Source organism: Biformimicrobium ophioploci, from assembly GCF_030270605.1.
Classification (GTDB): Bacteria; Pseudomonadota; Gammaproteobacteria; order Pseudomonadales; family Cellvibrionaceae; genus Biformimicrobium; species Biformimicrobium ophioploci.
In genome coordinates, this window is record NZ_BSYJ01000002.1 from 574,943 (window position 1) to 589,553 (window position 14,611).

General features: G+C 56.8%; 11 protein-coding genes. 9 read left to right on the top strand and 2 right to left on the bottom strand.

What is annotated here, in order from left to right:
- Positions 1-34 precede the first annotated feature (34 nt).
- Together QSJ80_RS05945 and QSJ80_RS05950 are read left to right on the top strand one after the other, a co-directional pair.
- A complete protein-coding gene (locus QSJ80_RS05945) occupies positions 35-1,282 on the top strand; it encodes an efflux RND transporter periplasmic adaptor subunit (RefSeq protein ID WP_285763473.1) in 1,248 nt (415 codons plus the stop codon).
- The gene (locus QSJ80_RS05950; protein WP_285763475.1) at positions 1,279-4,413 is read left to right on the top strand and encodes an efflux RND transporter permease subunit; all 3,135 of its coding nucleotides are present in this window, start codon (positions 1,279-1,281) and stop codon (positions 4,411-4,413) included. Before QSJ80_RS05945 ends, QSJ80_RS05950 begins: the two co-directional genes overlap by 4 nt.
- A 313-nt stretch (positions 4,414-4,726) precedes the next feature.
- On the opposite strand, the gene QSJ80_RS05955 is transcribed toward QSJ80_RS05950, so the two are convergent.
- Together QSJ80_RS05955 and QSJ80_RS05960 are read right to left on the bottom strand one after the other, a co-directional pair.
- Entirely contained in the window at positions 4,727-4,930 is a 204-nt protein-coding gene (locus QSJ80_RS05955) for a hypothetical protein (RefSeq protein ID WP_285763476.1), read from the bottom strand.
- 148 nt (positions 4,931-5,078) lie between these two features.
- Positions 5,079-5,921, bottom strand: a complete 843-nt coding sequence (locus tag QSJ80_RS05960; RefSeq protein WP_285763477.1) for a hypothetical protein — start codon at positions 5,919-5,921, stop codon at positions 5,079-5,081.
- A 179-nt stretch (positions 5,922-6,100) separates the two neighbouring features.
- On the opposite strand from QSJ80_RS05960, the gene QSJ80_RS05965 reads away from it, so the two are divergent.
- The 7 genes from QSJ80_RS05965 to deoC all read left to right on the top strand — a co-directional run bounded on the left by QSJ80_RS05965 (position 6,101) and on the right by deoC (position 14,610).
- Positions 6,101-7,546 carry a glutamate-cysteine ligase family protein gene (locus QSJ80_RS05965; protein WP_285763479.1) on the top strand — a complete coding sequence of 482 codons (1,446 nt, stop codon included), beginning with the start codon at positions 6,101-6,103 and terminating at the stop codon, positions 7,544-7,546.
- Complete coding sequence (locus QSJ80_RS05970; RefSeq protein WP_285763481.1) at positions 7,524-8,549, top strand: M14 family metallopeptidase; 1,026 nt, start codon at positions 7,524-7,526, stop codon at positions 8,547-8,549. Before QSJ80_RS05965 ends, QSJ80_RS05970 begins: the two co-directional genes overlap by 23 nt.
- 45 nt (positions 8,550-8,594) lie before the next feature.
- A complete protein-coding gene (locus tag QSJ80_RS05975) occupies positions 8,595-8,816 on the top strand; it encodes an amphi-Trp domain-containing protein (protein WP_285763482.1) in 222 nt (73 codons plus the stop codon).
- Between the two features lie 72 nt (positions 8,817-8,888).
- Complete coding sequence (locus QSJ80_RS05980; protein WP_285763483.1) at positions 8,889-9,506, top strand: NUDIX hydrolase; 618 nt, start codon at positions 8,889-8,891, stop codon at positions 9,504-9,506.
- Between the two features lie 352 nt (positions 9,507-9,858).
- Positions 9,859-12,084, top strand: a complete 2,226-nt coding sequence (locus QSJ80_RS05985) for a TonB-dependent receptor (RefSeq protein ID WP_285763484.1) — start codon at positions 9,859-9,861, stop codon at positions 12,082-12,084.
- A 97-nt stretch (positions 12,085-12,181) separates the two neighbouring features.
- Positions 12,182-13,606, top strand: coding sequence for an amidohydrolase (locus tag QSJ80_RS05990; RefSeq protein WP_285763485.1), 1,425 nt, complete (start codon positions 12,182-12,184; stop codon positions 13,604-13,606).
- 53 nt (positions 13,607-13,659) lie between these two features.
- On the top strand, positions 13,660-14,610 hold the full coding sequence (gene deoC / locus QSJ80_RS05995) for a deoxyribose-phosphate aldolase (RefSeq protein WP_285763486.1): 951 nt from the start codon (positions 13,660-13,662) through the stop codon (positions 14,608-14,610).
- Position 14,611: the final 1 nt, after the last annotated feature.

Genomic DNA, 14,611 nt, shown 5'->3' on the forward strand with positions numbered 1-14,611 from the left:
TCTCAACAGCGGCTAATCTGGCACGGCTATATTAATGAAAGCGCCAGATGAATTGGTGGCGGTGGAGGTGTGCTTGTTCATCAGGTTGAGAGGGTTGTTCGCTATTCTCCTCGTGCTTGCTTTGTATGCATGCGGGCAGGATGAAGCTGCGCAGCCACCGGGGGCACCGCCTGTAGATGTCCTGACGGTAAGAGCCAAGCCCGTCATTCCCAGGGTGGAATATGTCGGTCGTGTGGAAGCCATCGATGAACTGAAGGTACGGCCGAAGGTTGGCGGTTATATCCTGCGCCGCCACTTCAAGGAAGGGGATGTCGTTACCGAGGGGCAACTCCTGTTCGAGATCGACCCGGCGCCATTTGAGGCGCGGGTGGAAAGCCATGCCGCAAATGTCGCCCAGGCCGAGGCTGCAGTAAAGATTGCCGAGCGCAATTTCTTTCGCGGCAAAAAGCTGATTCCCAGAGGGGCGATATCGGAGGTGCAGTTTGACGAACTGGCCAGTAATTTTGACCAGTCGCAGGCGGTACTGATGGCCGCAGAGGCAGACCTGGTCAACGCCCGACTGGACCTCAGTTATACAAAAGTCATCGCGCCCCTCACCGGTCGGATCGGTCGCACCGACTTCGCCAATGGTTCGCTCGTCGGGCCGGAAACCAGCGAGCTGGCTACCATCGTCAAACTTGACCCAGTGTATGTGCGCTTTGATGTGCCAGAGGACCAGCTATTGTCCTTCCGGATGGCGCGGCTGAGCGGAGAGGCTGCCGGCAAGCCGGTCGCGGTGACTTATCGCATCCTTCTGCCGAATGGCGAGTACTATCCCCATGAGGGCAAGCTGGAGTTTTTTGATAACAAGATTGATCCTACCACCGGCTCGGTTGCAGTGCGCGCGAGCTTTCCCAATCCGGACAAGCTGCTGGTCCATGGTCAGTATGCCAAAGTAACGATCCGTCTGGATTTCGGCGATGCGGCGATGCAGCCGCTGGTGCCCCAGTCCGCCGTGATGGAGGATATCCAGGGGCGTTACGTCTTTGTGATCGGCAAGGATAATGTCGCCGAAAAGCGCTACCTCAAGTTGGGGCAGCGGGAGGGAGAATTGTGGGCCGTTACTAATGGCTTGACGGTTGGCGAGAATATTGTGGTATCGGGGCTGCAGCGTATTGTGGTTGATCAACCGGTGCAGCCACGGGCGCCGGAAGTCGATCCTTATGAACCGCCTGAGCAGGAGGAGGTGAAAGACGTACCCGAAGCCGCTGCCGATGAAGCGCATGAGGCAACCAAGCCTTGATCAGCGAGTTCTCAATTCGCAGGCCGCGTTTTGCCTTTGTGGTCTCCATCCTTATTACGCTATCCGGCCTGCTCGCGATACCTAGCCTGCCTGTTGCGGAATTCCCGGATATCGCGCCACCCACCATTTCGGTTTCCACCAGCTATCCCGGCGCCGATGCGTCTGTAGTGCGCGATAGTATCGCTGCCTTGATCGAGCCGCAGGTCAATGGCGTAGAGGGGATGCAGTACCTGTCTTCGGTATCGGGCAACGATGGCAGCTATAACCTGACGGTCACATTCGAGACCGGTGTCGATACCAATATCGCAATGGTAGAAGTCCAGAATCGGGTAAACCGTGCCATGGCGCAGCTGCCGGAGGAGGTCAAGCGTGAGGGTGTGGATGTGCGCAAGCAGTCCACCACCATGTTGATGACCATCAACCTGTATTCCGAGGAGAACCAGTTTGATGACCTGTTCCTCGCAAACTATGCGCAAATCTTTCTAAAGGACGAGCTCGCGCGCATTAATGGCGTTTCAGATGTTGAGATCATGGGATCTATGAATTACGCCATGCGGATATGGCTGGATCCCAATCGAATGGCGGCCCTGAACGTGACGGCGCAGGACGTCATGAGTGTGATTCGTAGCCAGAACGTCCAGGCGGCAGCGGGCCAGATCGGCGCGCCACCGGCGCTGCCAGACCAGCAATTTCAGTACAACGTGATCGCCAGTGGGCGCCTGGTTGAGGCAGAGGAATTCAAGAATATTGCGGTACGTGCAAGGCCGGAAGGCGGCATGGTACTGCTGGGTGATATCGCCCGAATTGAATTGGGCTCCGAATTCTATGGCGCATTCGGGCAACTGGATAACCGTCCTTCGGCGGTTATTGCCATCTACCAGCTACCGGATGCCAATGCCCTCGATGTCGCGGAAAAAATACGTGAAAAAATGGCGGCTCTGCAGGAGCGATTCCCCGAAGGGCTGGTACAGTCGGCGCTCTATGACACCACGGTATTTGTTTCTGCATCGATCAGGGAGGTGGTCGAGACCCTGGTTACGGCGGTCATTCTGGTGATTATCGTGGTATTCCTCTTTCTGCAGGACTGGCGCTCGACACTGATTCCTGCCATTGCCATCCCGGTTTCACTGATCGGCACCTTTGCGGTAATGCTCGGCCTTGGGATGAGTATCAATACCATCACCCTGTTTGCATTGATTCTCGCCATCGGCATTGTGGTTGATGATGCGATTATCGTTGTGGAAAACACCCAGCGCCTGATGGGAGAGGGGCTCCCCCCGAAAGAGGCCGCCCTCAAAACGATGGAGGAGGTTGCGTCTCCGGTGATCGCAACGACGCTGGTGCTGCTCGCGGTATTCGTGCCCACTATGTTGATGCCCGGGCTCACCGGAAAAATGTACCAGCAGTTCGCGATCACCATCTCGATTGCGGTGATCATTTCCTCCCTGAATGCACTGACGCTCAGTCCGGCTCTTTGTTCGACGCTGCTCAAGCCGGGAAAGGGCGATGTCACGCAGAAGGAAACCGGGATGTTTGGCTGGTTCAACAAGGCTGTGCATCGCACGACGGCTTTCTACTCGGATCGCGTTGCTTTTATCGTCAAACATCCCATGATTAGTGTCGCGACTATTGTCGCTCTTGCCTTGCTTTGTACATGGCTATTTCGTGCGGTGCCCTCCGGGTTCGTACCGGATGAGGACAAGGGCTTTTTTATGCTGCATGCGCAGCTGGCGGACGGCGCTTCGCTGCAGAGAACCCTGGACGTGACTGAGCAGGTTACCAATATCCTGAACCAGCAGCCGGGTGTGAAGGAAGTGATCGCGGTGCCCGGGTATAACATGCTGGGCGGTGGAGTAAATTCCAATACCGCCTTTCTGATCGCAGTACTCGATAGTTGGGAAGAACGCGATACACCTGAACTGCATCAGATGGCCATCATGGACAGGGCCCAGGAAGAATTGATGCAAATTTCCAACGCTCAGTTGATGTTGTTCCCTGTGCCGTCCCTGCCAGGTGGTAGTTCGGTAGGCGGTTTTGAGTTTGTACTCGAGGACCTGATGGGGCGAGCGCCTCAGGACCTGGCTGAAGTCATGACAGGCGTTATCAATGCCGCCAATCAGCGCCCGGAAATTGCCCGTGCATTCACCAGTTTTCAGGCGTCTACACCACAGTTACGGTTGAACGTCGACAAGAACAAGGCCCATACACTTGGTATCGACCTGGCAGATGTGTACCTTACGTTACAGGCATTCCTTGGTGGTATGTATGTCAACGACTTTAACAAGTTCGGCAAGGTTTTCCGGGTAATGGTCCAGGCGGACAAGGAATTTCGCAACAGTGAGGTTGACCTTGCCGGTTTCTATGTACGCGGAAAGGGCGAAAACCTGGTTCCTGTGATCGCCGTGACGGATGTCGAGCCGATGGTCGCGCCCCAGTCAATCAATCGCTACAACCTGTACAACAGCGTAACGCTCAATGGTTCTCCGGCGCCCGGCAAAACCAGTGGTCAGGCAATGGCCGCCATGATCGAGTTGGGTGAGCAGTTACCTGAAGGATTCGCATTCGAGTGGACCGGCACCAGTAAGCAGGAGCTGAGTGCGGGCAATCTTGCCCCGATACTTTTTTCCCTCGCCATTGTTTTCGTGTACCTGTTCCTGGTCGCGCAGTACGAAAGCTGGAGTATTCCGCTGGCGGTGCTGCTCAGTGTGCCCATCGCCATCGGTGGTGCGCTGTTGGCTGTGTGGTTGGTCGGGGGAGAAAACAACCTCTATACCCAGATTGGGCTGGTCCTGCTGATTGGTATGGCGAGCAAGAGCGCTATCCTCATAACCGAGTTTGCGAGCCTGCAGCGCGATGCCGGCAAGAGCATTGCGGATTCCGCCATCAAGGCAACGAGGCTGCGCTTCCGCGCGGTGCTGATGACCGCGCTTTCGTTTGTGCTTGGCGTCATGCCATTACTGGTTGCCAGTGGCGCGGGTGCGGAATCGCGCAAGTCGCTGGGCCTTGCGATTTTTGGCGGCATGGTAGCCGCCAGCCTGTTCTCAACCCTGCTGGTGCCTGTCTATTACGCACTGCTGCAAGGTATACGGGAAAAGGTAAAGGGCGGGCATGTGGTGGTTGATCGCGGCTAAATCAATGGGGTCAGAGCTAATGCTCTGACCCCATTTCCCTTAACGCATGGGGTCAGAGTCTACGACTCTGACCCCTGTCATCCTGGCTCTGACCCCATCAGTTTAGCGGGGGAGTTTAAGGTTAATAATGCCTCTGTGGGTTAGATATACAGCGGGAATCATCATAAGATTGATCAATAGACCGTCATAAATAAAGAGCCGAGGCAGTAGATAAAGAAAAAACGCTGGAGCGATTAACCAAGTCAAAAACTTCGCAACATATATCAACTCACCTTTCATTCTTGCTAACGGCGCGGTGGGCGCCGCCTCCAATTTAATCCTTGGCTGCCCAGGCAATACCACAAGCACCGCTAACACTTGAGCCAATGAGCGTACCGGCCAAAGGGGTGAAAACTAGCGATGCAATTGCACCAGTTGCAAGGCCCGCTGCTAAGCAAACAACACCACCCGCAACATCATTTGTGGTTATATCTCCGCCTGATACAACATTGATCTCACTGCTTGATAGTTCTCTCATTTTTTCTTCCTTGAATTAAAATAGCTTGAAAGTCCAGCCGATTTAGCTGGAGAAGTCAGGCTATGGAAAACCGAACTGCTTTGCCAATTAAAAATATGAATGAGTTGGATGCCAACTTGATGGGGTCAGAGCTGTCGCTCTGACCCCATCAATCCGGCCACCAGGCTCTACTGACGCCGTGGGGTGCCTCGAATAACGTGTAGTCTTTCTCAAGATCAAAAGTCTCCCTTTTATGCGGCCGAATATTGATTGCCGCATCGTGCAGGCACCACTGCGCCGCAGGGGCGCAACCACTATCGATTTCCAGAACCCGATGCTGCACATGTTCTGGATACAGACTTGCGAATTTCGCCATAGTTGAGTGGTTGGCAGAATATGTGCCGGTGCGGGTATCCCGTACGGAAACCGCATAGGTGGTGTCGAGCAGGCCGATAAGCTTCTGGTTGAACCCGGTCTCTCCCTGTCCAATGCCGCCATCCAGGTTGATATAGCTCACTTTGCCCCGCAGCCGCTTCATCAGCTCCTCATCATCCGCTATGGTTTGCAGCCATTGGTGGGCGGGGAAGGCGCCGCTCGAGTGGGCCACCACGACGATCCGCTCGAATCCCGCTCCCAGCGTCTCTACGCTGGCCTGAATGGGCAATTCCCGGTCCTCGTAAAATACCTTGTCCGGCCCCTTAAAGGCCCAGACCTCCCGAACCTGATTCGCTATGGATTCCCGTGCGACAAGGGCTTCCGCCCAGCGCTGGGACCAGGCCGTTTTGACCGTGTAGCCGGGAAATAACACCAGCAGGGTGTTTGGCCGCTCCATATCCTGCTCCAGCCTGGCCACTCGCCAGTGCGGTGCAGGCGCCTGCCACTCGGGCGCTGCCGCGGCACGGTCACTGAAACCAAGCTGCAGGGTGAAGAACAGCGTGCAAAACAGGGTGAAAAGCCGTTTTGAATGGCGGTCGATAATCGATGGGCGGGTAATGCCGGGCATCCTGTACACGGCTGTGTTCCTCTGTCGGCTTGCCGAAATTGATCTGGGTCATTGAGTGGCCAGTTACGCGACATTGTACACACGCAATGGCCTCTAAATGCACTTCGGTTGCAGTATGCTGGGCTTATAGGTACAGATCGATTCCGTGCAAACGGGCGACATAATAAACGCGACGGAGGGCGGTCCCCATGGGCCAGGAAATAGCCACCACAGAATTCAGTGATGCAGACGAGCGTGAATTCCAGCGCCGCCTACGCACGGAGACCAATATTCTCAATCGCTGGTTCAAGCAGGAACGCTTCGAGGAGCCGGAAAACCCCATGTGCGGCCTCGAGCTGGAAGGCTGGCTGACAGACAGCGACTTCATGCCGGCACCGGAAAGTGAGGCGTTTCTGGCGAAGGTTTCCGATGAACTGGTGGTGCCGGAGATCTCGCGGTTTAATTTTGAGCTGAACAGTATTCCCGCGCCGATCCGGTCGACGGTATTCAGTGACCTGAATCGCAGTTTGTCCTCGCTCTGGCAGTCCTGTACCGCACAGGCCGAGGACATGGGCCTGCGCGCAATAGCGATCGGCTCACTGCCCACCATCCGCGCGAACATGCTGACGCTCGAACATATCTATCCGAGCAAGCGCTATTTCGCCCTGAATGACCGTATTATGAAGCTCCGTCGCAATATGCCGACGGTTCTCTCTCTGGAGGGCAAGGAGCTGCTCGAGGTGTCCCACCCGGATATCATGCTGGAAGCCGCGGCCACTTCGGTACAGGTGCACCTGCAGGTTGCCCTTTCCGAGGGCAAGCGTTTCTTCAATGCATCCACCATTGCTTCTCCGATCATGGCTGCCGTCGCGGCCAACTCTCCGTTTTTGTACGGCAAGGCGCTGTGGAGCGAAACCCGCATCCCCATTTTCGAGCAGGCCGTAAACCTGGGCAGTTTCCGTAACCTGGACGGATCCGTCGCAAAGCGCGTGTCCCTTGGTAACGGTTATGTGCGGGATTCGTTGCTGGAACTCTTCCTTGAGAATCTCGACGGTTATCCGGTGTTGCTGCCGGACAACTACGACCGCACGCCCGATGAGCTCAGTCACCTGCGCTTGCACAACGGTACCATCTGGCGCTGGAACCGGCCGCTGATCGGTATTGGCAGCGATGGTACGCCGCACCTGCGTATCGAGCATCGGGTGCCCTCATCCGGGCCCTCAATGCCCGATGTGGTGGCGAACACGGCATTCTTTCTGGGGCTGGCAACTTACCTGGCGCGGATGCCGGAAGTGCCTGAGGACCATCTGTCATTTGCTGCGGTTAAAAGGAATTTCTTCCAGGCCTGCAAGCACGGCCTCAATGCAGAGATCGAGTGGATTGATGGCAAGGTATGGAACCTGCAGAAGCTGGTGCTGGAGGAACTGGTCGGCCCGGTGGAAGAGGCGCTGGAGTCGCTGGGCGTAGATCGGGATGATATTTACAAATACATCACGCGGATCATTCGACCACGGTTGATTACCGGGCAGAACGGGTCCAACTGGCAGCGCGCCTATGTGAATACGCACGGTGCCAACTTCCAGAAATTGCTGGAGGCTTATTACGAATATCAGAAACGGGATATTCCGGTGCATGAGTGGCAAAGTGAAGCTTAAGGTTGTCGAAGCGCTGCCCGAATCCTTCTTTACAATCGATCATCCAAAGAAGCTTCAGCAGATTTTCGATGGGCCAACGCTTGTGCGTCTGCCTGGAGCAAACGGTGATACCCGGCGGCCCCTGATGATCAGTACTTTACTGCACGGCAATGAAACCACCGGCTTCTTTGCGTTGCAGCGCCTGTTGAAAGAAACAGGGGGCGTACCGTCGCGCCCGCTGCTGATATTCTTCGGTAATCTTGAGGCCGCTGCCGAGGGGGTTCGGCACCTGCCGGGCCAGCCCGACTACAACCGTATCTGGGGCGGCGGGGAAACCCCGGAAGCACGGATGGCGCGGGAGATACTGCGCTATGCGCGTGAGCGGCAGGTCATCACCAATATTGATATCCACAATACCACCGGCAGAAACCCCTTTTACGCCTGCGTGAACCGGACATCGGAGGATTTTCTGCGCCTGGCCAACGGGTTCACGGACATCGTGATTTATTTCACTGAGCCCCATGAGGTGAACTCCAATGCATTTGCCAAAATCTGCCCATCGGTGACGCTGGAGTGCGGCCTGCCGGGCGAGCCAGAGGGTATCGAGCATCTGTACCGGTACCTCAAACAACTGCTGATGTCTGTCGATGACGATGCGCGCGTTGCCGAGCCCTGCCGGATCTACCATACGGTGGCTCGCCTCAAGGTACCTTATTACTGTGACTTTGATTTCAAATTCGACGCAGGTACCTCCAGGGATTATTCGTTTATCAAAGCGTTTGACCACTTCAATTTCCAGAGGATTGAAGCCGGTACCGTGGTTGCCTATGCCCGACCTGGTGGTCCGCAGCTGGCGGTTCTGGATAACAACGATCGCCTGGTGACAGAGCGATATTTTCGCTTTTCTGACGGCAAGGTGGTCGCGCAATGCGACATCATTCCCTCCATGTTTACCACCGACCAAGATGTTGCACGCGAAGACTCGCTCGGTTATCTGATGGAACCATACGAACATTCTTCCTGAAGAGCTTAAAATTGGGAGGTGTAATTTTTATCGGAGGTTAACCGGGTGAAGAAAGAGCGCGATGTCGAAAAGGTGTATTCAAATGCCGAATTTGCGGCGAAGCTGCGCAGGCTTGCAGATGCCGTCGAGACGGGCGACAAGTTTGAGATACAGATAGCCGGGGAGCGCATCTATGTGCCAGTGCGAGCGAGCTTCAGTGTCGAGCATGAGCGCGAAGAGGGTGAGGAGGAAATCGAGTTCCAGATTCGCTGGTCGCGGGAAGAATAAAGTGCGCCAGGAGCCGGTATTGTCCGGCCCTCCGGGAATCGTTAAGGTAGTAAAGGGTTGCCTGGAGTATCTATGCGGATATCGAGTAAAGCGCTGTTGGAAATTGCCGAGAAGCTGGCAAACTTGGAAGTGGATGTCCCATCCGGCAGTGACTTGAGCGGCCACGCAGCGGTGCTGCTTGCCCTGACCGACGAGCCTGATCCAAGGGTGGTACTGACCAAGCGCGCCCACACTCTTTCCACGCATAGTGGTGAAGTCTCCTTTCCCGGCGGTAAGTGGGACCGGGAAGATGGCCAGTTGCATGTGACTGCCTTGCGGGAGGCGGAAGAGGAAATCGGCCTGAGGCCCGATCAGGTCAACCTGCTTGGCCCTCTGTGGCCGCGCACCACACGTTGGCAGGTCAATGTCACGCCATGGGTGGGCGTTGTACCTCCTGATGTAGAGCTGGTGGCGAACGAATGCGAGATTGACTCAATTTTCTCCGTGCCGATCAGCTATCTCCTGTCAGACCCCCGTATCCGCACAGACCGCGTCACCATAGACGGTCGGCGGATCTACATGCCGGCGTTCGAGTACCGCGGTTACGAAATCTGGGGCTTCACTGCCGGGGTATTAACCGAATTTATGGTGCATGTGCTGGGTGCCGATATCGGCCGCCGCGACGATGTGCCATTGCGCTCCCTTAATTGAAATTCGAACAAAATTCGTACAGCCCGGTTTGGCACAGAACCCCCTCCTAAGATATGCCAGCTTATTTGGTACTTTTGGTCAGTTTGGGTGCTGATATCCGCTTGATCGCTGCCCGTTTGGGTTAGATCGTGCAAATTGGGGGCCGAAAACCCGTGACAATTGCGCAAAAAACATTAAAATGCGCGCGACTCAACACAGAAGATCTGGTCACGGAAAGACCGCGGAAGCCCCGGTACTACACCCGTTTCTCCGCCGCTCATTAAATGCCGTTATTTTGCCGACGTACCTTGGACGCGCCGGTGATGAGTGTTCTTCGTTCTGAATTTATTCCATCCGGTTCACGAGGGGACCTATGAAAGGCCAAACCATAAAGCTTAATAAGCTGACCTTTGCCATTGCCGCAGCTGTTGCTGCCAGCGCTTCCAGCGTTGCAGCGCAGGAGAGTGGATACACTCTGGAAGAGGTAACTGTCACCGCGCAGAAGCGCGTTCAAACCCTGCAGGAAGTGCCGATTTCCGTGGCTACCATGCAGGATGAAAAGGTCGACGCCATGCTGAGTGGCGGTGGCGATATCCTTAACGTCGCTGCTGCGGTTCCGGGCCTGTACGCGGAATCCTCCAACGGCCGCGCTGCCCCGCGTTTCTACATTCGCGGCCTGGGCAACACCGATTTTGACCTGGCGGCCTCCCAGCCGGTTTCCGTGGTCATGGATGACGTGGTCATGGAAAACGTGATCCTGAAGAGCTTCCCGCTGTTCGACGTCGAGCAGGTGGAAGTGATCCGTGGCCCGCAGGGTACCCTGTTCGGTCGCAACACCACTGCAGGTATCGTCAAGTTCGATACCGTCAAGCCGAGCTTTGACACCGACGCCAAGTTCAAGTCCTCCGTAGGCAGCTTCGGTACCCAGGACCTGGAAGGTGCGTTCGGCACCAGCATTATCGACGGCAAGCTGGCAGCGCGTTTTGCAGCGGTCTCCCGTCACCGCAATGACTGGATCGACAACGACTACACCGGTGAAAAAGACGCCATGGGCGGCCACCGCGACGTTGCCTACCGCGGCTCTTTCCTGTGGACCCCGACTGACGACCTGTCAGTGCTGCTGAGCCACCAGGAGCGCGAGCTGGAAGGTACTGCTTCCATCTTCCGCGCCAACATCTTTACCACTGGTAAGGATGGCCTGAATGAAAACTATGATCGTGACACCGTCTGGTACGACGACACGCACAACAACCCGCAGGGTATCGATGCCTCCGGCACCAACCTGAAGGTCGAGTGGGACTTTGGTGGCGCGACCATCACCTCTGTAACCTCCCTGCAGAAGGCCGACAGCTTCTCCAAGGGCGATATCGACGGCGGCTGGGTTGACTTTGCCACTGGCGCAACCGGCCCGGGCTTTATCCCGTTCGGCGCGACCACTGAAGACCAGTCTGACCAGGAGCAGTTCACCCAGGAAGTTCGCCTGGCAACTGACCTCGAAGGCCCGTTCAACTGGCAGGCCGGCTGGTTCTACTTTGATTCTGATCTGAAAGTCACCAGCATCGATGGTTTCTTCGGCGCGACCGACGTAACCCACAAGAATGAGACCTGGGCTGTATTCGGCCAGGCGACCTACGATGTATCCGACAAGCTGACCCTGACTGGCGGCCTGCGTTATACCGATGACGAGAAAGGCCTGGACGTTGGCGAGCAGAACGTTGACGGCTTCGCTGCCGTGATCGGCGTCGCTTCTGTACAGGACTACGATCCGGTACGCGTGCAGGACGACCAGGTTTCCTGGGAAGTGGCTGCCAACTATGACGTTGATGGCGACAGCAGCGTATTTGCCCGTATTGCCAACGGCTTCCGTGCCCAGTCCATTCAGGCCCGCGACGTAGCATTCGAAGGTGCGCCTTCTGTAGCAGAGGCCGAGACCATCAACTCCATCGAAGCCGGCTACAAGGCTGACTTGATGGAAGGTCGTGCTCGACTGAACGCCGCAGTGTTCTACTACGTGGTAGACGATATGCAGCTGTCCGCGATTGGCGGTGCCAACAACGGCAACAGCCTGATGAACGCCGACAAGGGCGTGGGTTACGGCTTTGAAGCAGACCTGGAATTCGCTGCTACCGAAAACCTGCTGCTGACCGGTGGTATTGGTTACGCCAAGACCGAGCTGCAAGACAGCACCCTGGCGACCGCGCCGTGTGGTTCCGGCCAGTGCACCGTTCTGGACCCGCTGGACGCCAACGGCAACGCATTGCTGGACGGCAACCCGTTCCAGGCTGCCCCGGAAATGACGTTCAACTTCACCGCACGTTACAGCTACCCGCTGGAAAACGGTGAGCTGTACGCGTTTACCGACTGGGTTTACACCGGTGAAACCAACCTGTCCCTGTACGAAGCTGTCGAGTTCAAGACCGACGGTCAGTACGAAGGCGGCCTGCGCACCGGTTGGATGAACGATACCTTTGATGTGGCGCTGTTCGGTCGTAACATCACCGACGAAGAAAATATCAAGGGCTTCATCGACTTCAACAACAACACCGGCTTCGTTAACGAGCCGACCGTTTGGGGTGTAGACTTCAGCGTAACGCTGTAAGCCGACCTTACGGTGGTTGGAAAAACGGGCCTCTGGCCCGTTTTTTTTGGATGAAAATTCGGTAAATTGTGAGAATTTCACGGCTATGGGGAACGCCATGCGCATCTTTTTCGGGATCCTTTTTAGCAGCCTGCTTGTGGCGGCTGCACACGGGGCGAGTCGTGCAGACCTTATCGTTTATGGCGATTACCTCGTCACTATGGGTGAGGGTGATGGTGAGGCCGGCAGCGTCATCGAGCAGGGCGCCGTTGCCGTGGTGGGCAACGATATCGTCGCGGTTGGGCCCCGGGCAGAGATAGACCGGGAATATTCCGCCGCGCGGGTGGTTCCCGGAAAAGGACGCGTCTTGATGCCAGGACTGGTCAACGGGCATACGCATACCTCAATGACCCTGTTCCGAGGCATGGTGGATGACCTCGACCTGATGACCTGGCTGAACCAGTACGTATTCCCGCTGGAAGGCCAGTTCGTGGACCCGGAGTTTGTGCGTATCGGCACGGAACTGGCGTGCCTGGAGATGATCCGCGGCGGTACCACCACGTTTGTGGACATGTATTTCTACCCGGATGTGATCGCTGATGTTACCGAGCGCTGTGGCCTGCGCGCGGTGGTGGGCGCACCGATGATCGATTACCCGAGCCCCGGCTTCAAAGGCTGGGAGGACTCCTTCGCAGCCGGCCGGGCGTTTGTTTCCGCACGTCAGGGCAAGCACGAACGTATCACGCCGGCCTTTGCCCCGCATGCGCCCTACACCGTGGTCCCGGAGCACCTGGAGCAGGTGCTGGCCGCGGCGAAGGAGCTGAATGCGCCAATCAGCATGCACCTGGCAGAGGCGCCTGCCGAAACCAAAATGATCCGTGAAAACTACGGCACCACCCCGGTGGCACATGTGGAAGAGCTGGGGATGCTGGATCACACGCTGATCGCTGCGCACATGGTGCAACCGACCAAAGCGGAGATCCGCATGCTGCCCGGGCATCCTGTAGGCGCGATCCACAACCCGACCTCCAACCTGAAGCTGGCCGCGGGCATAGCGCCGGTACCGGAAATGCTGGCTGCCGGTGCAAAAGTAGGACTGGGTACCGATGGCGCGGCGAGCAACAACGATCTCGACCTCTGGGAAGAAATGCGACTGGCGGCCCTGCTGCACAAGGCGCGACTTTCAGACCCCACTGTCATGCCGGCTATCAGTGCGCTGCGGATGGCCACCAGCGGCGGTGCTGCTGCAATCGGCATGGGTGAGAGCGTGGGTAAACTGGCGCCGGGCATGCGCGCCGATATGATCCAGGTCTCCCTGGAGAATACCCGTCTGGTGCCGCTCTACAATGTAATATCGCACCTGGTCTATGCAGTGAAATCAGACGATGTCGTTACGACGGTCGTGTCGGGCAAGGTTTTGATGGAAAATGGCCGGGTGCTCAGCCTGGATGCCGGCAAGGTACGTGCTGCGGCGCGGCAGAAGGCGGTTGAGATTGCGAAGGCCATTGCGGCCGGTGAGAAAGACCGCAGCTCTTCGGAATAGTGTGAAGGTCGCAACGAGCGCGGCTGAAAATTTAAGTGGTATTGACTGGAAATATGGATCTTCTGAACCCTGGAACAGGATTCCGGCCGGAATGGCTGGAAGACCTGCATGTGAACCAGAGCGCTGTTGAGCGGCGTGTGGCAACCCTGAAAAACCGTCGCTCCCTCAAGAAAGAGTGGCAGGCGGCCTGGCTGCTGAAAGCGATTTCCTGTATTGACCTGACGACGCTCTCCGGCGATGACACACCGGGCAAGGTCCGGCGCCTGTGTGGCAAGGCGCGCAATCCCGTGCGTGCCGATATCCTGGAGGACCTGGGCGTTGCCGATATGGCACTCACCACCGGCGCGGTCTGCGTGTACCACTCGATGGTGAAAACCGCAGTCGATGCGCTGGCTGGCACCGGTATTCCGGTCGCTGCTGTGTCCACCGGCTTTCCCGCCTGCATGTCACCGATGGAATTGCGGCTGAAAGAAATCGAGGCTTCCGTGGCAGATGGTGCCACCGAGATCGATATTGTCATCACCCGTGCCTATGTCCTGACCGGTAACTGGCAGGCGTTGTATGACGAGGTGCTGGCGTATCGGAAGGCCTGTGGCAAGGCGCACATGAAGGCGATCATTTCCACGGGGCAGCTGGCCACGCTGAACAATGTCGCCATGGCCTCGATGGTTTGCATGATGGCGGGCTCGGACTTCATCAAGACGTCCACCGGCATGGAAGCGGTGAATGCCACGCTGGAGGTCAGCCTGGTGATGATCCGCATGATCCGGCGCTATCACGAACTGACCGGGTACAAGGTGGGCTTCAAACCGGCCGGCGGCATCAGCACCGCCAAGGACAGCCTGAATTACCTGGTCCTGATCAAGGAGGAGCTGGGACACGACTGGCTCAATCCGGAAATGTTCCGCTTCGGTGCATCCAGCCTGCTTGGCGATATCGAGCGCCAGCTTGAACACCACGTAACCGGATCCTATTCCGCCGCGCACAGGCATCCTCTGGGCTAAA

Coding starts and splice junctions, on each gene's coding strand:
- QSJ80_RS05945 (WP_285763473.1), top strand. CDS start 35: ATGAAAGCGCCAGATGAATTGGTGGCGGTGGAGGTGTGCTTGTTCATC.
- QSJ80_RS05955 (WP_285763476.1), bottom strand. CDS start 4,930: ATGAGAGAACTATCAAGCAGTGAGATCAATGTTGTATCAGGCGGAGAT.
- QSJ80_RS05965 (WP_285763479.1), top strand. CDS start 6,101: ATGGGCCAGGAAATAGCCACCACAGAATTCAGTGATGCAGACGAGCGT.
- QSJ80_RS05970 (WP_285763481.1), top strand. CDS start 7,524: ATGAGTGGCAAAGTGAAGCTTAAGGTTGTCGAAGCGCTGCCCGAATCC.
- QSJ80_RS05980 (WP_285763483.1), top strand. CDS start 8,889: ATGCGGATATCGAGTAAAGCGCTGTTGGAAATTGCCGAGAAGCTGGCA.
- QSJ80_RS05985 (WP_285763484.1), top strand. CDS start 9,859: ATGAAAGGCCAAACCATAAAGCTTAATAAGCTGACCTTTGCCATTGCC.
- QSJ80_RS05990 (WP_285763485.1), top strand. CDS start 12,182: ATGCGCATCTTTTTCGGGATCCTTTTTAGCAGCCTGCTTGTGGCGGCT.
- deoC (WP_285763486.1), top strand. CDS start 13,660: ATGGATCTTCTGAACCCTGGAACAGGATTCCGGCCGGAATGGCTGGAA.